Source organism: Pseudomonas sp. H1_A03 (assembly GCF_054685145.1).
Genome location: NZ_CP162829.1, coordinates 3657962 through 3678760, shown reverse-complemented (window position 1 = coordinate 3678760; position 20799 = coordinate 3657962). Strand labels below are relative to the sequence as shown.

The following is a 20799-nucleotide window of genomic DNA, read 5'->3' as shown; positions in this document are numbered from 1 at the left end:
GCGTCACACACCCGGCATAACGGCGGCGCATGAGACCTGGACACGATTGAACGCCAACCGAGCCCGCAACACCGCCACCCCATAGATGACCAGGACCGCCACCGAACAGGCCCCGGAGAACACCAACACCGCCCAGTAGCCAAACGCCTCGATCAGGAACCCACCCGCGGCCGGCCCGAACGCCGCACCCAGAGACAGGCACAACGCGCCCAGCGCGACGAGCTTGCCCGACAGGTCGAATTCGGCCATGACGCCAAAGGTGTAGGCCAGCACGAAGCTGATCGAGAACAGAAAGCAGATAACCCCGGTCACGTAGCTCGTCAGCGAGGAGAATTGCGCCAGGGCCACCAGGCCCAGCAACTCCGCGAGGATGACCGCCGCCACCGGCAGGAAGCGTCCCATTTTCAGGCCGATCGCCGAGGCGATGAAGCCCCCGCCGGCATTGATTAAAAAGCCCAGCGCCAGGACCAGCCCGATCGTATCCGAGGTCAAGCCGGTCTTTTTGCCCATCAGTTCCAGGAACGCCCACACCGACATAATGCCGGTCAGGAACACCAGGCTGGCCAACAGACTCAACCACACAATGGCGCGGCTTTCAGTGCTGGCTATCCGCACGGCGGCCTCGGACGCATCCAGTTGGCGTTCGCTGCGGCGCGGTACCCAGGGCAGCGGCAGGATTCCCATCGCCACCATGGCCAGGGCGATGGTTATCAACATACCTTCAAAGCCCCACGCCGGCGCCACCGCTACCGGCAGCACGATCAGCAGGAGAGCCCCCGGCACGGTCTCGATACCCAGCTTGAACCCGAACGCACGCTCAGGCTGGGAGCTGTCACCGAAAATCGTCATGGCCAGGGCATACAACGCTCCTGTGCCGGCGCCCGCCAGGGCCATTATCAGCAGCAGCATTTCATAGGACGGGTCGCGCATAACCGTCAGCACCGCGCCCACCACCACAGCCGACGACAGCGCCGAAATGAGCCGCCAGCTGAGCCGGTGGATCCACAGCAGGGACGCCAGCCCGAACGCGCCAAACCCCAGGTTCATGGCCATCGCTAGGTTGCCCAACTGGTGCTCGCCAAGCCCGAAACGTTCGGCAAGCGCACCAAACAGTACGGGGAGCACATTCAATAACAAGGCCCCCGCGCCGGAGACCAGCCCTGCACACACATAGACGGAAGTTCTATCGATCGGATTTATTTTTATAGTTTTCATGTATGTATCCTGGTTTTTGAACAGAGGTTCACATTTGCTTGACGACGGTCCTCACGGCGACCGCCCGGGCAGGCAGGCGGAGGGTCACCCCATAAGCAACCAACGCGCCCAACCCGCAACACCCCACCACCAGGCACATCGGCCATGCGGTGCCATCAGCCAAATGGCTGACCCACAGACTGGCCAGCGCCCCGGTAGCGAATTGCACCGAAATCCCCAGCGCCACGCTCGCGCCGGCCTGGCGTGGAAACAGCGTCATCAGGCTGGCCATGCAGTTGGCGCCGATCAAACCGGTCACACCCATGTACAGCACCATGCAACACACGATGCTCGCCAGCCCGCCCCATCCGGTATAGCCGACCAGCATCATCGCCAGCCCTGCCCCGCTCGCCAGTACCGTGCCCACCCCGAGCATGCGTTGCGGTCCGAAACGGCCCACCCAACGGGCGTTGATGAAGGTCACCAGGATGATGCCGAGGATGTTCAGGGCGAACAATGCGCTGAACACCCGTGGCGAGACGTCGAAGTACACCACGTAGACAAAAGGCGACGCGGTGATAAAGGCGAACATGCCGCCAAACCCCAAGGCCATGCACAGGATCAGCGCCACTGCCCTGGGTTGCCGGGCAATGGCAAGGTACGCCGCGAAGGCCGCCGGCACGGACGCACCGCGCTGCTGCACGGGCAAACTTTCCTTCAGGGTCAAGGCAACCAGCAACAGGCACAGGCTGGACAGGATGAACAACGCCGCGAAGATGGTGCGCCAGCCCTGGATCAGCACCAGCCAGGTGCCGATCATCGGCGCGACCAGGGTCGCCATCATCGTCAGCACGTGCATCCACGACAGCACTTTGGCCGCCTCCACCAGGCCGACCAGATCCCTGGCGACGGCACGGGCCAGCACCAGCGCGCCCGCGCCACCCAAAGCCTGGAAAAAGCGCCAGGCAATCAGTTGCTCGACGCTGCCGGCAAACAGGCAGCCCAGGGTCGCTGCCACGTACAACACCAGGCTGCCGAGCAGCAACGGGCGCCGGCCATAGCGGTCGGACAATGGCCCGTAGCACAGCATGCCCAGGCACAGCCCGGCAAGAAACGCGCTGATGGTGTGCTGCACTTGCGCGGTGCTGGTCCCCAGGTCCTCGGCGATTTGCGGAAAGCTGGGCAGGTAAGTGTCAATCGAAAACGGCCCGAAGGCCGTCAGCGATGAAAGCAGCACGATCAAGCGGGCCCGCGGTTTCATCGAGCAGCAATCGCAAGGCTGTCAAGGAACGCGATGACCAGCCGGTTGAACGTCTCGCCCTGGTCGTCATGCACATAGTGGCTGGCGTCCGCGACTTCGGCGGTGCGCACCAGAGCATTGCTGTCGCGCATGGCTTGCAGCGTCGCCGCCGGCAAGAAATCCGAGCGCGTGCCGCGAATGAACAGAGTCGGGCAATCCAGGGCGCGCACCGCCGGCCACAGGTCGGTCGGCTCGATACTCAGGCGCGCCTCGGCGATGCCTTGCTGATCGTGACGCCAGGTAATCACGCCGGCACTTTCCTTCATCGAGTGTGCCAGCCGGGAAGCCAGGCCCTGCTCCGACAAGCCGGGGCGTGAGGTCTGCCAGAACGCGCGGGCGGCGTCCCAATTGTCGAATTGCAGTGGGGTCTGGTTCATCTCGCGGCGAATGCGCGCGGCGCCGTCACCCTGGATCGAGGAGCCGGGGCCGATGTCTTCGATGATAAGGCCCAACAGGCGGCCCGGGTTTTGCCGTGCGTATTCCAGGGCGTTGGCGCCGCCCAGCGAGTGCCCGAGCAAGACGAAGCGCTGCAGACCGGCGTGGGCGACGAAGTCCTGCAGGTCGTCCACATAGGACTGCGTGTGGTAGCTGGCGGACGGCGCCCAATCGCTCAGGCCGCGACCGCGCTGGTCCAGGGCGTACACGCAGAAGCCCGGGCCGAGCGCCGCAACCAGCGACTCCCAGGTCTGTGCGTAGGCACGCAAGCCGTGCAGCAGGACCAGAGGCACGCCGCTCGGGTTGCCCCAGCGCAGGACATGCAGGTTCAGGCCTGAACGGTTGGTGAAGAAACTACTGACTGAGTGCATAACTTCGCTCCGCTAATCTGCGTAGGAGCGAGCTTGCTCGCGAAAAACTCAAGTGCGCCGCGGTCATACAGACTGCCTGCGTTTTCGTTGACGTTCTTCGCGAGCAAGCTCGCTCCTACAGGGGCATGGGCCTGGATCGGATCAGAAACGATCGAAGCGATACGGGCTCGGATCAATGATCGGGGTGTGCCCGCTGACAATATCGGCCGCCAACTGGCCGGCCGCCGGCGAGGTGCCGAAACCGTGCCCGGAGAAACCGGTGGCCACGGTCAGGCCTGGGATCTGCGCGACCGGGCCGATCACCGGGTTGGAGTCCGGGGTCACGTCGATCGTGCCGGCCCAGGCCTGGGCTATTTTGGCTTGCTCGAACACCGGCCAGGCCGCGATGAGGTTGTTCATCGCGTCGTTATTGAGCTGCGGGTTGGCGGCCGGGTCCTGCACGCGCACGCGTTCGAACGGGCTGACACTGTCGGCCGACCAGCGTCGGGACAAGGCCAGGTCCTTGAAAAAATACCGCCCCAGCGACACATTCAACACACTACGCTGCGCACGGAATTGAGGCATGTATTGCTTGGCCAGCAACAGGTGGTCCAAGGTCAGGAAGGCGTCCAGCTTGCCGCGCTGGGTGATGATGAAACCGCCGTCCTTGTGTTTGCGAAAGGAAAAGTCCGGAGCGCCCACGGCAATTTCAGTGGGGCCTTGCATGGGATGGGTACGCAACACCGAACAGGTCAAGGCCAGGGTCGGCAAGGACACACCGAGGTTGCCCAGGAAGCGCCGCGACCACATGCCACCGGCCAGCAACACCTGGTCGCAGCGGATCTCGCCCTTTTCCGTGACCACGCCGCTGACCTTGCCGGCGGACATCTGCAGCGTACGCACCGCGCACTGTTCGATGATAACCACGCCCAGGGCCATGGCGGCCTTGGCAATCGCGCTGCTGGCCAGGGTCGGTTCGGCACGCGCATCGGACGGCGTATAGATCCCGCCGGCCCACGCGCCCGCCCCGCCCGGTACCCGCTGCGCGATCTCGCTATTGCTCAGCAAGCGCGAATCCAGGGACAGGTGCTCGACCGATTTGAGCCAGCCTTCATGCATCGCCATTTGCGCTTCGTTACGCGCGACGAACATGATGCCCTCTTGCCGGTAGCCCACGTCCGCGCCCACCCGCTCGGGCATCTGCGCCCATAAGCGATCTGCGGCCAGGGCCAGCGGAATATCATAGGCGTGGCGGCTGGTCTTGCGCACCCAGCCAAGGTTGCGTGAGGACTGTTCGCCAGCGATACGGCCTTTTTCCAGCACCACCACCGGGATGTTGCGTTCGGCCAGAGTCAGCGCAGCCGTCAGGCCGATGATTCCGCCGCCAATGATGACGACGGAGGTGGCGGTGGGACATTCGGTGCAGGTATTCACGGGCGCAATAGTCGGGGCCATGGTCAAGACTCGCAAAACAATAAAGGTCGGCCGCGCGGGCGCACGGCTGCGTAGCGGATTACTGCGTCAGGCGAATCACTTCGACCTGCGCCTTGGAGGCGTTGCGGTAAGCCGTCACTTCCAGTTCAACCTTGTAGACCGTCGAGCCCAACGGCGGGCACGTCACGGTACTGGCCGGGTCGACGCCGCGAAACTTCTCGCCGATCAGGGCCATCACCGTCGGCACGTCCTTGGGGTCCTGGATGAACACCCGCGAACACACCACATCGGCCAGGCTGGCATCCACGGCAGCCAGGGCGCTTTCGATGTTGGCGAACACCTGGTGCGTCTGCTCCAGGATATCTTCGGGGATCAGTTTGGTCTGCGGATTACGGCCGGCGGTATTGGACACATAGATCCAGTTGTCCACCACCACCAGGCGCGAATAGCTGGCCTGGTCTTCAAACGGCGAACCGGTCTTGAGCTTGATGATTTTTGTCATGTCGAAGGCCTCGTCAGTTGGGTAAGGAATGGCTCAGCGCAGTACCGGGGTTTCCCACAGGTTCAATTTCACGCCGATGCCTTTTTCGATGGCATTGCGGTACACCACGGTGCCCCACGCCACGTCTTCAACCGGCATGCCGCCGACCGACATGATGATGATCTCTTCATCGTTGCGGCGGCCCTGGGCATCGCCGGCGACTATCTTGCCAATGTCTTCGAGCTCATCGGCCTGCATCTTGCCTTCGGCAATCATGTCCATGAAGCGCACGCCGATTACCGGCACGCAGTGGTGCGCAGGCTTGGGCAGCTCTTCGAACCAGGCTTCGTACAGACCGGTGTTATCGAGCACTTTGCGTACGTCGCCGAGCTCCATGCCTTCATCAAGCGAGCAGGACGCCGGCATTGCCATGAAGCACCCTGGCTTGACCCACTCGCGCTTCACAATTGGGTAGATCGAGGGGTCGCCGGTCTCACCGGAGCTACAATAAGTAACAAGGTCGGAATCACGGACCACTTCTTCGAGGCTGTCGACCACGTTGATCGTGGTGATCTGCGGGTAGGTTTCCTTCACCCAGCCCAGGAAGTCATTCAGGCTTTTCTCACCCCGCCCCTTGATCTTCAAGGTGTCGATCTGCGGGCACACGGCGATAAACGCGGCGAGCGTGGTCTTGCCCATCACGCCCGGGCCGAGCAGACCGACCACTTTCGAGTCCTTGCGGGCCAGGTGGCGCGCGCCAACACCGGGTATCGCACCGGTGCGATACGCCGACAACAGGTTGGCCGACATATGCGCCAACGGGGCGCCGGTGTCAGGGTCATTGAGGGTGAACATCAGGATCGAACGGGGCAGGCCTTTGTCGCGGTTGGCGATGTTGGAGCCATACCATTTGACGCCCGCGGTGCAGAAGCTGCCGCCCAGATAGGCCGGCATCGCCATCATGCGGCGGTCGGCTGTCGGCTTGGGCATGTTCGGGAACGGCGAATCCTTCGGGAACACCACCATTGCGCCGTGGGAATCGTTGTTCGGCCCGGCCATGCGGTAGTCGCCGCTGTAGAGCAGGCCGAACATTTCCTCCATGGTATTAACACAGGCGAGCATGTCAGTGACGCCAGCCCGAATCATGTCCTGCTCGGACAAGTAGATGAAGTCTATGTTTGTAGTACTGGACATTATTATTCTCGACTGAAAGGGATATCGCAGCGGTAGGCGCTGCTCCCACGCTATCGAGGTCGAGTATCGGCGTGCGGTGGGTGACGGTATTGTAAATTTCGGACATCAAGTTTCGAGCGGGCCCTCGGAGTTGGCGTGAAAAATGCGTGAATATTCCCGCATATATCCACCTGAAGGTCCGGTCATGCTCAACCTGTGTTCACCGACCCTGCGGCAGCACACTGCTTACGAACAACCCTGGTTCGTACTCAACTCATCTCGGTATTCGGTCATGCCCTCCGAACACCCGGCGATTTCGCATTTCTACGCCTTCGATGTCGTCCACTCGGCTGACCTGCTGGCGGTGCCGGACGGCTGCGTGGACATCGTGTTCGACTGCGACGCAACGCGTCCCAGCGTGAGGATCTGCGGCACCCCGCTGGAGGCCCAGCGGGTCGAACTGCTGCAGGGCCATCATTATTTCGGCGTGCGCTTTGCGCCGGGGGTGATTCCGGGCTTCATCAATGTGATGGCCGAGGACCTGACCGAACAGGAATGGGACCTGCTGCAAGTGTCGGCGTTCGCCCAGCGCATTTTCGAAAGCATCGTCAACGCCCCGTTGCTGCAGGACCAGATCAAGCTGTTCAACGACTATCTCGCCCCGCGCCTGATGGGCCGTACCTCGAAGCTCACCGCGATGGTCATCCAGCAGACGCTGGCCCATCGCGGCGACCTGCGCATCCAGCACCTGGAAGACCTCAGCGGCTACACCAGCCGTACCATTCACCGCCAGTTCAGCCAGGACACCGGCCTCTCGCCCAAGACGTTCTGCCGGATCATTCGCTGCCAGGCGGCGCTGGAAAGCCTGAATACCCGGCACGATGTATCGTTCTCGGAACTGGCCCTGGACCTGGGCTTTTCCGATCAGTCGCACTTCCTGCGCGACTTCAAGAAGCTGGTCAGTACGACACCCTGCGATTACCAGCGCAAAATGCTGCAGAGCGCCTACAACGAGCGCATCCGCTTCGCCTGAGCGCCCGCCCCCGGGCTGCGAAAAATTAATTCACCTCTCCATCAATTCTCCACAAACCCTTCGCTGAACGTGCATGCTTGCGGTGCATCATTCACGCCGTTGCTGGAAAACAGTGCATGTTTAGCGCATTGACCCGCAACACCGCACATCGAACGAGCAGACCATGACTGAATCACTCCTCGCATCGCCCGCCAACCAGGCGCTGGTGCTGATCGCCGAAGACGAGCCGGAAATCGCCGATATCCTCACGGCCTACCTCAAGCGCGCCGGTTTTCGCACCGCGCATGCGCAGGACGGACGGCGCGCGCTGGAACTGCATCAACAGCTCAAGCCCGACCTGGTGCTGCTCGACGTGATGATGCCCAAGCTGGACGGCTGGATGGTGCTGGCGGAATTGCGTCATCGCGGCAATACACCGGTAATCATGCTGACGGCACACGACCAGGACATGGACAAGCTGATGGGCCTGCGCATCGGCGCGGACGATTACATCGTCAAACCCTTCAACCCGGCGGAAGTCATCGCCAGGATCCAGGCGGTGCTGCGCCGTTGCGGTGACCGCGGCGCCGGCCACAGCGTGGTGCGCGTCGACGCCTTTGAAATCGACATCGACAGCCATGAAGTGAACGTCTACATCGGCACGCGAAAACAGCCGTTGCACCTCACGGTGACCGAATTCAACCTGCTCGCACAGCTGGCCAAGGCACCGCGCCGCGTGTTCAGCCGTGCCGAACTGCTGGTGCTCTGCTCGCCGGAGAGCGACAGCCTGGAACGTACCGTCGACAGCCATATCAGCAAGTTGCGCCGCAAGATCGAAGACCTCGGCCTGCACGGCGTACCAACCAGCATCCGTGGCGTCGGCTACCGGTTCGGGAGCCAGGCATGAGAGTGCCCAACAGTTTGAGCCGGCAGATCATTTTGTCGATGTCGGCTGTGGTCCTGTGCGTGATTGCGCTCGCGGTCGTGGGCTCCTATGTGTTCTACGCCGTGCTCTGGAGCCTGTCGCCGCCCACGCAGCTGGAATTGGAAGCGGATGAATGGCTGCCCAGTGGCGTGGAATGGCTGTGGATGAGCCTGATTACCTGCGTCAGCCTGAGCTTGGGCGTGGCGATGGCGGTCAAGTTGTCCAAGCGCATTCTGATGCCGCTCAATTCGGTGGCAACGAGCCTGCGCAGCCTGGCTGCCGGCGACCTGGATGCACGCGCCGTGGCGCCCGATCTTTCCCTGGGCGAAGCCGCTCTGTTGGTGGATGACTTTAATAGCATGGCGAATCGACTCAAACACATGGCCGAGGAGCAAGCCTTCTGGAATGCCGCCATTGCCCATGAACTGCGCACCCCGCTGACGATCCTGCGCGGCCGCCTGCAGGGGTTGGCCGAGGGCGTTTTCGAGCCGGACACCGCGCAGTTCTACAGCCTGCTCGGCCAGGTCGAAGGCTTGACCCGCCTGGTCGAAGACCTGCGCGTGGTAGGCATGGGCGATAACGGCCACCTGGTCCTGGCACTCAGTGAGGTGGAACTGGCCGACGCACTGGAAGCCGAAGCGCGGCTGTTCGAGCCGAGCTTGAACAGCGCCGGCTTTAGCCTGCAGCTGAACCTGCGCAAGGGCCCCGTCTACTGCGACCCCGGTCGCATCCGCCAGGGCTTGCTGGCGCTGCTCGACAATATTCGCCGGCATGCCACGCCGGGCACTGTCAGCATTGAATTGGGCAGTGACGAGCGCGGTCACTTCCTGAGGGTCGCGGATGAAGGTCCGGGGATCGATGCGGCGTTCGCCGAGCATATTTTCGAGGCGTTCCAGCGTGGCGAGAGTTCACGCTCGCGCGCCCAGGGCGGCAGTGGACTGGGTCTTGCGGTGGTGCGCGCGATAGCCATCGCCCACGGCGGCGCGGTGACGTGTCGAACATTGATAAACAGCGGCACATTGTTTGAACTCAGTTGGCCCGCAGCATCACGTTTCACTGCCCAGACCTGATACCCGCTGAAACAAACCCGCTGTATATGAATACCCACCAAGGTGATGGCATGCGTTTGTGTATTGGCCTGTTCAAGCGGGCAAGAAAATACCGCCACTTTGCCTTACTGGACACACACGGACGTTGTATTGCTTTCATGAGTTGCGAAAGGATTCCCGCCAGGGGCGAATGGATGGAAGTCAGTGAAGTCAATCTCGCCTGGCTCAGCCAAACGCTGCCAGGCCATGAGCGCCGGGACAGAGAATAGCCGCATTGTCGCCTGCTTGGCTCTGATGTTTAACGTTCTCACGTGGATAACTGTTATGCCGACACAGCATTCAGCTCGCAACGCTATCGACCTTAAACAACTGGAAGCGTCACTTTCGCTCTACAAGTTTAAATTGAGAAAGTTGCAACGCTTCTGGATTCCCCTGCAGAAGTACGCCCCGCAAAGTGTCTTGGCGTTATGGTTAATCGGCGTGTGCGTTTCATTAGTGACACTGTCGTACTACCACTGGCTGGTCATCGCCCCGGCTATTTGTATATTGATTACCGCGGAAATCATTGTCGAAGAAGTCCAGATTGATCTGTTACTGATGACCGACGAAGTGCGTTACCTGCTCGACGTCACCCGTGACATTTATCAACGCAACACGTACCCCACAGGCGCCCCATGCCAGCCGTAACGCCGCCGATTCTGCTCGAAGAAAGTAAAAAGCTGGGGCAGCAATCCGCCAGCCAGACCCTCAAGGCTATCGCCAGGGCCTACCCCGGCAAACTGTCCGGCACCTTGTCGCTGGTCGCGCTGGAAAACGCCTTGCTGCTGGCCTATCCGCTGTTCGCCGGGTTTGCCGTCGACTCGATCATTCGTGGCGATGCCGGCAGTGCCGTGTGGTACGCCGCCGTCGTGCTCGGTTTCTGGGTGGTCGGCGCGGCCCGCCGGGCCCTGGATACGCGCACCTTCACGCGCATCTACGCCGACCTTGCGGTACCGGTGATTCTCAACCAGCGCCTGCAACGCCACAGCACCTCCAGGGCAGCGGCGCGCGTGGTGCTGGCGCGGGATTTCGTCGATTTTTTCGAAAAGCACGTACCAACCATCGCCACCGCACTGGTGTCGATCGTCGGCGCGGCGGCGATGCTGCTGGTGATCGAGCCCTGGGTCGGCCTGGCGTGCCTGCTCGCGCTGTTGCTGTGCGTCACGTTCATGCCTGGCTTTGCGCGGCGCAACCAGCGCTTGCACGAGCGCTTGAACAATCGCCTGGAAAAAGAGATCGGCCTGGTGGAAAAAGTCGGCGCACACACCCTGCGCCGTCACTATCACCTGCTGTCGCGCCTGCGCATCGGCTTATCCGACCGCGAGGCCATTGCCTTCCTGTCCATTGGCCTGCTGGCGGCGCTGCTGTTCGTCGTCGCGATTACGCAACTGGCCCTGGCACCGCAGATAAAAGCCGGGCACATCTACGCGGTGATGACCTATTTGTGGACCTTCGTCAGTTGCCTGGACGAAGCGCCCTCGATGATCGATCAACTGGCGCGGCTCAAGGACATCGGCAAACGCGTGGACCCCGGCCTGGACCGATAACTCACGCCGAACCCACATTTGGATTGCAGTGCATCAGATCCTTGGAGCATCAGCAAGACGCCCTGCGCGTTTCCGAAGGCGACTCGCCAAACAGCTCGCGATAATGCGTCGCGAAGTGGCTCAGGTGGAAAAAACCCATGGCCACAGCAATCTCGCCGACGTTTTTTTCGCTCGCGGACGTCGCGATCAGTCGACGGCGCACCGCATTCAGGCGCAAATTGCGCAAGTACTCGACCGGGCGCATGTCGGTCACCGCCTGGAAACTGTTCTGCAAGGTCCTGCGGCTCACGCGCAGTTGCTCGCACAGGTCAAGAATGCTCAACGGGGTATCGCCACTGGCGATGATTAATTCCTGGCTGCGCCTGACCAGATACGCACTGACCGCGAAGTTGCCACGCCGGCCACGCACTTCATCGCCGGCGTGGGTGAACAGATCAAGGAACGCACCGAGCAATTCATCCTCGAGCATCTTCTCCGCCGCCGGGCTGATCGTGTCGGCGTGTTCCAAAAAGTGACGAAACAGTGGATGGATACGCTGGCGAATGCGCAACAGTAACGCTTCATCCACGCTGAGCGCCGAGACGCTGGTCAAACGCTTGAGCTGCTCGCCGGACAACTCGACCGCCGCCAGTCTGGCAAAGCGCAACGCGTCCACATTCAAGGCGAAGAAATGTGTGCCCTGCGGTGCATGCAGCACAAATTCCTCGCCGTCCCGCAACAGCACCACGCTCTCGGCCCCCACCTGCTGGCCCTGCACCACCGGCGGGCTGCCCAGTGACATGGCCGCGCACAAGCGGCCCTTGGGCGAGCGGCCATGCTGCACCACACGCTTGTCCAGCACTTCCTGGAAGATCTGGAAGCGATCGCCGGACAGCTGGCGCAGCTCACTGGTCAGGCAGCCGCGACCGAGCTGGTCATAGACCTGCTGCCAGCCCTGGATCGAGCCGGCGTGCTGTTGAGAGTCATTGAAGGTGCGGACTTCGGCGAGCATGTTGGTCATTCCTCGGCGGCCTGATGCTTGTTTTTTGGCCTGAAGGGGGCTCAGTCATCCATAACGGTAGCGGGCGTTTGCGCAGGCGCGGGGCCGGCGTGGAAATCCAAAGCCAGTTCCGTGCCAAGCATCTGCAGACGATAAGCGCCCGTTTGTATCTCCAGCGGTGCCAGTAACGCGCCGGACAGCACAACCTGCCCGGCCGCCACGGGATGACCGTCCGCCAACAGGCGCCGCACCAGCCAGCAGAGATTGAACAGCGGGCTGTCCTCGCGTGCCTGGGTATTGCCGCTGCCCAGCAGCGCGCCCGCATGCTCCAGGCGATATTCCACGCAGGCATGCCGCGCCGCATCGAATGGCACCCGCGGCCCGACACAGTAAAGCCCGGCGGCAGCGTTATCGGCCAGGAACGCGCCCAGCCCGAATGTCCAACCCTGCCAGCGGCAATCGGCGATTTCAAAGGCCAGGGCCACCTCGGCAATCGCTGCCAGAATCTGCGCATCACTGTAGTCGCCCGGCACCAGCGTGCGCCCGAACACCAGCGCCAGTTCAACCTCGAGCTTGGGCTGGATCAGCCGCGCCAACGACACCGTGCTGCCCGGCGCGACCACCATGGCCGACGTAAGCGCGCCATATACCGGTTCGTCGAGGCCAAAACGCGCCTGCGCCGCGCGCCCGGCGAAGGCCACCTTCCAGCCGCTCAGGTGCTCGCCGCCTGCCAGGCGCTGCGCCAAACCCTGGCGCAGCAGCGCATAGCCTTGCTGTTTGTCCAGCGCCTCGGGCGACAACGGCGCGATGGCCCGGGCGCTGCGCCCGGCCTCGTGCAGTTGGCCGGTTAACTCGTCAGCGCTGCTCATGACAGTTGCGCCGCCAGCTTGCGCAGCACGCCGTCAAGCCGCTCAGGGGTGGTGATCGCCGCGACGAAACGGTCCGGACGCACTACAACGATGCAGTCGCGCACCTTGGAGAACCATTGGCCGAGGCGGTTATCCACGTCCTCCACACTCAAGGCCGCGTTGGCTGTCAACGGCTGGTTGCGCCCCACGCCGCTGCGCGAGCGATTGACCTGGATGAAACGTGTCTCCCACCGCGCCCAATACTCGGCCATCGGCTCACTGAGGTGGTCGCGCGGGTTCACCCGATAACCCAGTACGGCGTAGCCATTGCCGAGCACCTCATCGAGGCGCCGACGCTGGCCCTGGGCGTCTTCGATATTCGGCTGGATGAACAACTGCCCGACCAGATCATCCTCACCCAACTCGGCCCGTTCATGGTGGACCAGGCCCTTGGTGATGGTGGCCTTGGGTTTGAACTTGAATTCCAGCAAGTGCGAGCGCAGGTTATCCACAGTGTTGACGGCCTGGAACAGCCAGTCGCGCACACCGGCCATCAACGGGTTGGTCAGGCCGAGTACCGCGCCCATGTTGTCGGCCAGGGACACCAGCTCGGTTGCGTGACCACGCCGCTCCTGGTCGTAACTGGCGAGGATCGACGGCGCCGCGCGACCCTGGATGATCGCCGCCAGTTTCCAGGCCACGTTGGCCACGTCGCGCAGGCCGGAGTTGAGGCCCTGCCCGGCCCACGGCGGGGAAATATGCGCGGCGTCGCCCACCAGCGCCACACGCCCTTCGACAAACCGCGCCGCGACCCGCGAGTGGTGGGTATAGGCACGGATACGGATGATATTGAGGTCGTTCACGGCATCGCCGATATGCCCGTGGATCAACTGGCGAATCGTCGCTTCTTCGCACATTTTCGCTTCGTCCTCGCCTTCCATCAGCATGAATTCCCAGCGGCGCTGCTGGTATGGCAGGTAGATGCACACGAAGGGCCGCTGCGGGTCGGCATGCAGCGCGGTAAAGGGCGCATCGAGGGTGTCGTTGGCGGTGTCGACCACCACCCATTTACGCGGATGGGTCAGCCCGAGCAGCTCGACGCCGAGTTGCTTGCGCACCGTGGAGCGCCCGCCATCGGCACCGATCACGTAGTCCGCCCGGAGCTGGTAAAGCTCACCGTGGGCATCGCGCACCTGCAGGGTCACGCCCTCTGCGTCCTGCTCGAGTTCGAACAATTCGTGGCCCTGGCGCAACTCGACGCAGGGGTGCTGGCCGAGGTGTTCGCGCAGGGTGCCTTCAAGCAGCTGCTGCATGAAGATATTGCGCATCGGCCAGCCATAATGCGCGGTGCTCGGCTTGACCTCGGCGAAGCACACGCCGCGCGCATTGTAATAACGCAGCGGTACATCGCAGATCATGTCGCGCACCGCCAGGTCGGCGATGCCGATGCCCTGCAGCACGCGCAGCGCCTCATCGTCCATGCCCACGGCACGGGGATACGGCAGGATGCCGTCGGCCAGTTCGAGGACGACGCAGTCGATGCCGTATATCCCCATAGAGTGCGCGGCGGTGATCCCGTTGGGGCCACCGCCCACGATGACAACCTGGGTCTTCTCCTGCTTCATCGCTATTCACCGCTTTTCTTGTTGTGAGTTGAGTCCGGGCATGCGCATTTCTGTTGGAGCGAGCTTGCTCGCGAAGAACGCATAGGCACTGCATTTATCCAGAACGAACGCGTGATCGTTAACGTTCTTCGCGAGCAAGCTCGCTCCTACATGGGTGTTTTCAGTGCAGGCCGTCCAGGCCCTTGACCTCTTCGGCTTTCAGGCCGCCCAACCGCGCATGCAAACGCCCGCGCGTGGCGAAGGCCCAGATCACGACGATTTCATCCGGCGAAGGGCCGTCGCCGAAGGTCAGGGAGAAACTGTCATAGTGCGAACGCACATACAACGCGTCCTTGTGCGCCAGCGGCACGTCGATGGTCGAACCTGGGCCGCCACGCTTGCCGGTGGACGGCACCCACGACTTGCCACCGCCCAGGGCCACGCGGATGGGATCGGCGGCCGGGTTGGTCAGCAGCGCGTTACCGTGCTCGTACTCGCCTGCGCTGCCCACCAGGATAGCCTTGCCGTAGCTGATGATTTCACGGCTGCCGGCGAGTGCCTGGATGCGCCGGCCGAATTCTTCGCCCAACAGCGGCGACGGCTCGACCAATTGCGCCAGGTCCTGGCTGAAGCGCCCGGCATACGGGTTGTCGATCACCGCGGCCACGGCATACTTGAACAACGGCTCGCCATCGGCCAGTTGACCGGTCTCGTTGGCCAGGGTTTCTTCAACGAAGCTGTACCATTTGCGGATGTGATAGCTGGCGAAATTTGCAGTTTTCATCAGGTAAACCTCGGTTCAAAGCGGGTCAAGAGGGTCAAGCGTGATGTTGCGACTCGGCGCGCCGGCGGCCTTGAAGCGGGCCTTGCCGCACGCATCGTCATGCTCGGTCTCGAGAAAGAATTCCATGCGATTGCAATCGGGGTCGTTGAAATACAGGCCGTTGCCGATTTCGTGATCGGTGATTTTCACCACCTCGACGCCCTTCTCCAGCAACATGCCGTAGAGCTGGCGCAAGGTGGTCATATCACCGTCGATTTCCAATCCGTAGTGCTGCAGGCCCAGGCCGCCCTGGTGGGCGCCGGGTTCTGCACGAATCAAGGCGATATCGTGGTGCTTGGTGCCAAACGCCATCATGACCCAGCTTTCGCCCCGGGCACTTTCGTGCATGCCCAGGATGTCGGCATACCAGCGCGCCGACACATCAGGATCACTCACAAACAGCGATATGTGGGTCCGAAGGATTTTGACTTTCATCACCGGTTACCTCAGTTCTTCTTGACGATGGATTGATGCCCGGCCTTGATCTGCGCCACGGCGGGCGTCCACAGCACATCGGCGATCTCACTGAATTCACGCCAGTGCTTCTGCCAGCCATCACCGCCGTTGTCGGACGTGAACAAGTGCCCGTACTTGGTGCCCGCCACGATCTGGCGCGGGTTGGCCGGGTTGAAGGCAAGCGCCCAGACGCAGGAGTTGGGCTGCTGTGGCAGGGGCAAGACGTTCCAGCTGAGCGCGGCATCGCGGGAAACGAGGATCTTGCTGGTGGTGCCTGGCGTACCGTCGGAAATGCTCAGGTACAGCTCGTTTTGCGTGCCCAGCGGCGCGTTCATGGCGCGCAGGTAGTACAAACCGAAGGCTTCGCGGCCGATGATACCGGTCCAGGTCAGGCCTTCATCCAGGCTGCGGTAGACCGCGTTCACGCACACCACCACGATGACTTTCTCGCCGTGATTGGGCAGGACCACGATGTTGTGGATGTCCGAGTTGTAGTCCCACAACAGGCGGTCATCGACACGGGTCCAGGTGTCACCGCCGTCACGGGAATGGAACAACCCGCCCTCCTCCAGGCCGAACCACAACTGGTTGCGGTCGCTGGGGTCATAGGCGAAGGCCAGCAGGCGTGGGCGACTGACGCCGTCGCAGAACTCGGGGATTTCCACCGGCGCGCGATCCCAGCTCAGGCCGCCGTCCAGGGTACGCCACAACACGGCGCGCGAAGGCGCGCCGGTGCCGACGAAAATCCGTTGCGCGTCCTGCGGGTCGACGGCGACTTTCCACACCGTCTGCCCGTTGAACGGCGAATCGACACGCTGCCAATGGCCACCGGTGTCGTGGCTGACACACAAGCCCACGTCGGTGCCGGCATAGATGCGCTCGGGCGTGTCGGGGTGCACGCTGAGGGAGCGGGTGATCGCATCGAACTCGAGGTCCTGCCCCAGGCCCAGGCGATGCCAGGTCTTGCCGTCGTCGGCGCTGCGGATCACCGCCTGCCCGACGGTGGCCACCAAAAGGGTTCCGTTACTCATCTGTGATCCTCCTCAGATATAGATGCCACGGGTCAAACCGCCGTCGATGCCGATGGACTCACCGGTCACCGCGCCGGCCTTCGGCGAGGCCAGGAAACCGATCAGCCAGCCCATTTCAATCGGTGCCAGGGTGCGGCGAATCGGCGTGGCGTCGATATAGGCTTGCTCGACCTGTTCGGCGGTCTTGCCTTGCTTGACCGCTTCGCGCTCGTACAACTCCTGGATATGCGGGGTATCGACGACGCCGGGGTGAATCAGGTTGACCGTGATGCCCAATGGGCCCAACTGGTCGGACAGGGTCTTGGTCATGTGCGCGATTGCCAGGTTGCGCATGCCCGAAAGCACTTTGCTGCTGCGCCCGGTAAGCCCGCCGATGTTGATGATGCGACCGAAGCCGGCGGCCTTCATGTGCGGCGTCACGGCCTTGGCACAACGGAAATAGCCGATCACCTTGGTGTTGAGGTCCGACAGCAGTTCACCGTCGCCGGCGTGTTCGATGTCATTACGCACCACGCCGGACGGGGCCGCGGCACCGTTGACGAGGATGTCGATACGGCCGAAATGCTTGTACGCAGCATCGACCATCTCCGACACGGCCTTCATGTCATTGGTGTCACAGAACAGCGGCAGCACTTCGTTGCCGGTCTGTGCCGTGATTTCTTCGGCAGCCAGCTGCAGGAACGCCATGCGGCGCGCGCAGATCACAACCTTGCAGCCTTCCTCGGACAGAAAACGCGCGACTTCCTTGCCGATGCCCATGCCGCCGCCGGTGACGATCGCCACGCGGCCTTTCAATTCCAGATCCATTGCCATTTCCTCTTATGATTATTCAGTTCAGGCGAGATCGACAAACACGCTTTTGGTCTCGGTGTAGGCGTCGATCACGTTCTTGCCCATTTCCCGACCCCAGCCGGATTGTTTGTAGCCACCGAACGGTGAAGAGGGATCGACCACGTTCCAGCAGTTGATCCATACCGAGCCGGCCTTGAGCTGTGCAGCCACGCGGTGCGCCGAACGCAAGTCGCGGGTCCACAGGCCAGCGGCGAGGCCATACGGCGAATCGTTGGCGCGCAACACCAGTTCATCGATTTCGGTCCAGCTCATGACGGTCAGTACCGGGCCGAAGATTTCTTCGCGGGCCACGCAGGCGCGTTCGGCACGGTCGAGGAACACGCTCGGTTGAATGAAATGCCCATGCTCCAGGTGCGCGGGACGGCCGCCACCGCAGATCAGTTCGGCGCCCTCTTCCTGGCCCCGCTGCAGGTAGCCCTTGACGGTGTTCAACTGCCGCGCGGACACCAGCGGGCCCATGCTGCTCGCCGGGTCCAGGCCATTGCCGAGCACATGCGCGGCGGCATGACGCTGCAGCTCTTCGAGCACCTGGTCGAGCACACTGGCGTGCACATACAGGCGCGAGCCGGCGGTACACACCTGGCCCTGGTTGTAGAAGATCCCATCGGCGGCGCCCTTGGCGGCACGCACGATGTCGGCGTCGGGCAAGATGATGTTGGGGGACTTGCCGCCCAGTTCCAACGAGACCTTTTTCATGTTGCTGGTGGCCGCCTGGGCGATCAGCCGCCCGACCTGGGTCGAGCCGGTAAAGGCGATCTTGTCCACGTCCGGGTGCTGTGCCAGCGGTGCGCCAGTGTCGGCGCCCAGGCCGGTAATCAGGTTGACCACCCCGGCCGGGAAGCCGGCGGCCTCGATCAGTTGCACCAGGCGGATCGCGATCAGCGGTGTCTGCTCGGCGGGCTTGAGCACCGCCACGCAACCGGTGGCCAGCGCCGGGCCGAGCTTCCACACGCACATGGTCAACGGGAAATTCCACGGCACGATCAGCGCGCAGATACCCACCGGTTCACGCAAGGTGTAGTTGAGCATCGGCGCGCCGCTGGCCGGCGAGACGGGCAGCGTGCTGCCCTCGATCTTGGTTGGCCAGCCGGCGAAGTAGCGAATGATGTTCGCCGCGCTGGCCGCTTCACCGCGCGCGTTGGCAATCGGCTTGCCGTTCTCCAGGGTGATTAACTGCGCCAGTTCCTCGCGGTGCTGGTCCAGCAGATCGGCTAGGCGAAACAGCAACAGGCCGCGCTGTGCCGGCGACTGCAAGGCCCAGGCACCGCTAAAGGCTGCGCGGGCAGCCGCGACGGCTGCATCCACATCGCGCGCATCGCCTTGGGCGACTTCGGTGAGGGTCTGCTCGGTGGCCGGGTTTTGCACGGCAAAGCGCCGACCGCTGGCGGCGTCCTGCCAGGTGCCGCCGATGAACAGGCGACCGGGCTGATCCAGGAACGCCTGGACGGCAGGCAATAATGGGGGCAGGTTCATGGTCGACTCCTTCACAGCGCCATTTCGATCAGGCAAGGACCACGGTCGGCCTTGGCATTGGCCAGCGCCCGTTGCAGTTCGGCATTGGTCTGTACCGTGCAGGCCGGTACCCCGTAGCCTTTGGCCAGGGCCTTCCAGTCAATACGCGGGCTGTCGAGCACGGTCAGGCGCAGGGCTTGTGGGTCCATTTCGGTCATGCCGAAACGACGCAGCTCGTTCTGCAAAATCGCGTAGCGATGGTTGGCGGCAATCAGGATCACCACCGGCAACTGCTCGCGGGCGATGCTCCACAGGGTTTGAATGGTGTACTGGGCGCTGCCGTCCGATTGCAGGCAGAACACGCTATTGCCGCGTTCCGCCAAGGCGGCACCGAACCCCACCGGAATCCCCTGGCCAATCGCGCCACCGGTATTAGTCAATACCCGATGCCGCGCGGCGCGGGCGGAGGCGGTAAAAAAGGGATAGCCGCAGGTGCCGCCCTCAACCGAGACGATGCTGTCGTCGGGCAGTGACGCGGCCAGCACTTGGCCGATGGATTGTGGCGTCAGCTCGGCGTGGCCGGGTGGCAGTTCGATACCCTCCGGGGTCGGCACATAGGCCGGTGCATTCAGGGCATCGGCCAACGCCGTCAGCGCGGCGGAAACATCGTCACCGACTTCGGCCAGCGTCAGCAGACGTTCACGTTCGGCGAGGCGCGACGGGATGCCTTCGTAGCCAAAGTAGCTAATGGGCTCGGGCACGCCAGCACAAATGACCAGGTCGTACTGCTCAAGAATTTCAATCGCCACTTCCGGGAAATACGGCAGGCGATCCAGGTCCGGCAAGCCACCGCCACGGTAACTCAGGCGCGGAAAGGTCTCGGCAAACAGGCGCACGCCGGGCTGTTGCGCCAGGCGCCCCGCTGCTTCCAGTCCCGCGACTGATAAGCCCTCATCGCCGACGATGAACACCAGCCGCTTGCCGTCACGCAATGCCTGCGCCACGGTTTCGATCCGGTCACCGGCAAACCGGCGAACCGGTGCGCGCAACGGGGCGAATACACCGTTGTGCGTCACCGCGTGGGCTTGCAGGTCCATAGGCAGGATCAAACTGGCGATCTGGCCTTTGGCCTGCCATGCCGCACGCACGGCTTCCTGCAAGTCTTCACCGATACCCGCCGCCGTGCGCGAGGTACGCACCCAACCAGAAACGGTGCCGGCTAAGGCCTGGATGTCACTCGCCAAGGGCGGATCGTAGTTGACATGCCAGGAGGCGTGATCGCCGATGACGTTAACGATGGGTGTATTGGCCCGACGCGCGTTATGCAGGTTGGCGATGCCATTGGCAAAGCCCGGGCCCAGGTGCGTCAGGGTCATCGCCGGTTTGCCGGCGATGCGGCCATAGCCGTCCGCGGCGCCGGTACATACCCCTTCGAACAATGACAACACCGGCTTGAGGGCAAGTGCGCTGGCCATGGCCGCCACCAGCGGAATCTCGGTGGTGCCCGGGTTGGCAAAGCAGTACTCGATACCGCTTGCCGCTGCCGCATTCACTATCAGTTGCGCGCCATTCATTGTCAGCCCTCTCGCTTGAGCGTTTTCTTTGTTGAGATTTATCACACAATATATAGTAACAAACAAGTATTTTATGAAGGCAATCTCTTTATTTGAGATTTAAGTGAATTTATAATCTGAAAAGCTTAGTCTGTCGACCTGCAGGGTCGGGCTTGCTCGAGAATGCGGTTTGTCAGTAACTTCCATCACTGGCCCACCGCTTTCACGCGCAAGACCGCTCCCACATTGGATCTGCGCTGTT

Annotated in this window: 20 protein-coding genes; 5 read left to right on the top strand and 15 right to left on the bottom strand. The window is 62.5% G+C overall.

Annotated elements, in window-relative coordinates; translation table 11 throughout:
- Positions 1–3: 3 nt before the first annotated feature.
- The 6 genes from AB4O35_RS17050 to AB4O35_RS17025 all read right to left on the bottom strand — a co-directional run bounded on the left by AB4O35_RS17050 (position 4) and on the right by AB4O35_RS17025 (position 6388).
- The gene (locus AB4O35_RS17050; RefSeq protein ID WP_256548051.1) at positions 4–1215 is read right to left on the bottom strand and encodes an MFS transporter; all 1212 of its coding nucleotides are present in this window, start codon (positions 1213–1215) and stop codon (positions 4–6) included.
- A gap of 28 nt (positions 1216–1243) precedes the next feature.
- The gene (locus tag AB4O35_RS17045; RefSeq protein ID WP_065873508.1) at positions 1244–2455 is read right to left on the bottom strand and encodes a multidrug effflux MFS transporter; all 1212 of its coding nucleotides are present in this window, start codon (positions 2453–2455) and stop codon (positions 1244–1246) included.
- The gene (locus AB4O35_RS17040) at positions 2452–3300 is read right to left on the bottom strand and encodes an alpha/beta fold hydrolase (RefSeq protein ID WP_056858433.1); all 849 of its coding nucleotides are present in this window, start codon (positions 3298–3300) and stop codon (positions 2452–2454) included. The genes AB4O35_RS17045 and AB4O35_RS17040 overlap by 4 nt, the downstream gene beginning before the upstream one ends.
- A gap of 141 nt (positions 3301–3441) precedes the next feature.
- Positions 3442–4734, bottom strand: a complete 1293-nt coding sequence (locus AB4O35_RS17035) for an NAD(P)/FAD-dependent oxidoreductase (protein ID WP_056858432.1) — start codon at positions 4732–4734, stop codon at positions 3442–3444.
- A gap of 58 nt (positions 4735–4792) precedes the next feature.
- A complete protein-coding gene (locus AB4O35_RS17030) occupies positions 4793–5215 on the bottom strand; it encodes a RidA family protein (RefSeq protein WP_056858431.1) in 423 nt (140 codons plus the stop codon).
- A gap of 33 nt (positions 5216–5248) precedes the next feature.
- Entirely contained in the window at positions 5249–6388 is a 1140-nt protein-coding gene (locus AB4O35_RS17025) for a tyramine oxidase subunit B (RefSeq protein WP_056858430.1), read from the bottom strand.
- Positions 6389–6572: 184 nt separating this feature from the next.
- Here AB4O35_RS17025 and AB4O35_RS17020 point away from each other — a divergent pair, with 184 nt between their 5' ends.
- The 5 genes from AB4O35_RS17020 (at position 6573) to AB4O35_RS17000 (ending at position 10939) form a co-directional block, all read left to right on the top strand.
- The gene (locus tag AB4O35_RS17020) at positions 6573–7400 is read left to right on the top strand and encodes an AraC family transcriptional regulator (protein ID WP_056858429.1); all 828 of its coding nucleotides are present in this window, start codon (positions 6573–6575) and stop codon (positions 7398–7400) included.
- A 163-nt stretch (positions 7401–7563) separates the two neighbouring features.
- A complete protein-coding gene (locus AB4O35_RS17015; protein WP_065873509.1) occupies positions 7564–8286 on the top strand; it encodes a response regulator in 723 nt (240 codons plus the stop codon).
- Positions 8283–9374 carry an ATP-binding protein gene (locus tag AB4O35_RS17010; RefSeq protein WP_056858427.1) on the top strand — a complete coding sequence of 364 codons (1092 nt, stop codon included), beginning with the start codon at positions 8283–8285 and terminating at the stop codon, positions 9372–9374. Before AB4O35_RS17015 ends, AB4O35_RS17010 begins: the two co-directional genes overlap by 4 nt.
- Before the next feature lie 183 nt (positions 9375–9557).
- Entirely contained in the window at positions 9558–10040 is a 483-nt protein-coding gene (locus AB4O35_RS17005) for a hypothetical protein (protein ID WP_329606454.1), read from the top strand.
- Positions 10028–10939, top strand: coding sequence for an ABC transporter six-transmembrane domain-containing protein (locus AB4O35_RS17000; RefSeq protein ID WP_056858426.1), 912 nt, complete (start codon positions 10028–10030; stop codon positions 10937–10939). The genes AB4O35_RS17005 and AB4O35_RS17000 overlap by 13 nt, the downstream gene beginning before the upstream one ends.
- Before the next feature lie 49 nt (positions 10940–10988).
- On the opposite strand, the gene AB4O35_RS16995 is transcribed toward AB4O35_RS17000, so the two are convergent.
- The 9 genes from AB4O35_RS16995 to AB4O35_RS16955 form a co-directional block, all read right to left on the bottom strand.
- The gene (locus tag AB4O35_RS16995) at positions 10989–11930 is read right to left on the bottom strand and encodes a helix-turn-helix domain-containing protein (RefSeq protein ID WP_065882047.1); all 942 of its coding nucleotides are present in this window, start codon (positions 11928–11930) and stop codon (positions 10989–10991) included.
- A gap of 50 nt (positions 11931–11980) precedes the next feature.
- Positions 11981–12787, bottom strand: a complete 807-nt coding sequence (locus AB4O35_RS16990; RefSeq protein WP_056858425.1) for a 2-keto-4-pentenoate hydratase — start codon at positions 12785–12787, stop codon at positions 11981–11983.
- Positions 12784–14391 carry a bifunctional 3-(3-hydroxy-phenyl)propionate/3-hydroxycinnamic acid hydroxylase gene (locus tag AB4O35_RS16985; protein WP_065873511.1) on the bottom strand — a complete coding sequence of 536 codons (1608 nt, stop codon included), beginning with the start codon at positions 14389–14391 and terminating at the stop codon, positions 12784–12786. The genes AB4O35_RS16990 and AB4O35_RS16985 overlap by 4 nt, the downstream gene beginning before the upstream one ends.
- 160 nt (positions 14392–14551) lie before the next feature.
- Complete coding sequence (locus tag AB4O35_RS16980) at positions 14552–15154, bottom strand: amino acid synthesis family protein (RefSeq protein WP_056858423.1); 603 nt, start codon at positions 15152–15154, stop codon at positions 14552–14554.
- 15 nt (positions 15155–15169) lie between these two features.
- Complete coding sequence (locus tag AB4O35_RS16975; protein WP_056858422.1) at positions 15170–15628, bottom strand: VOC family protein; 459 nt, start codon at positions 15626–15628, stop codon at positions 15170–15172.
- An 11-nt stretch (positions 15629–15639) separates the two neighbouring features.
- On the bottom strand, positions 15640–16680 hold the full coding sequence (locus AB4O35_RS16970; protein WP_056858421.1) for a VPS10 domain-containing protein: 1041 nt from the start codon (positions 16678–16680) through the stop codon (positions 15640–15642).
- 12 nt (positions 16681–16692) lie between these two features.
- Positions 16693–17487, bottom strand: coding sequence for an SDR family NAD(P)-dependent oxidoreductase (locus AB4O35_RS16965; RefSeq protein WP_065873512.1), 795 nt, complete (start codon positions 17485–17487; stop codon positions 16693–16695).
- Between the two features lie 27 nt (positions 17488–17514).
- Positions 17515–19005 carry an aldehyde dehydrogenase family protein gene (locus AB4O35_RS16960; RefSeq protein ID WP_065873513.1) on the bottom strand — a complete coding sequence of 497 codons (1491 nt, stop codon included), beginning with the start codon at positions 19003–19005 and terminating at the stop codon, positions 17515–17517.
- An 11-nt stretch (positions 19006–19016) separates the two neighbouring features.
- Entirely contained in the window at positions 19017–20558 is a 1542-nt protein-coding gene (locus AB4O35_RS16955) for an acetolactate synthase large subunit (RefSeq protein WP_065873514.1), read from the bottom strand.
- Positions 20559–20799: the final 241 nt, after the last annotated feature.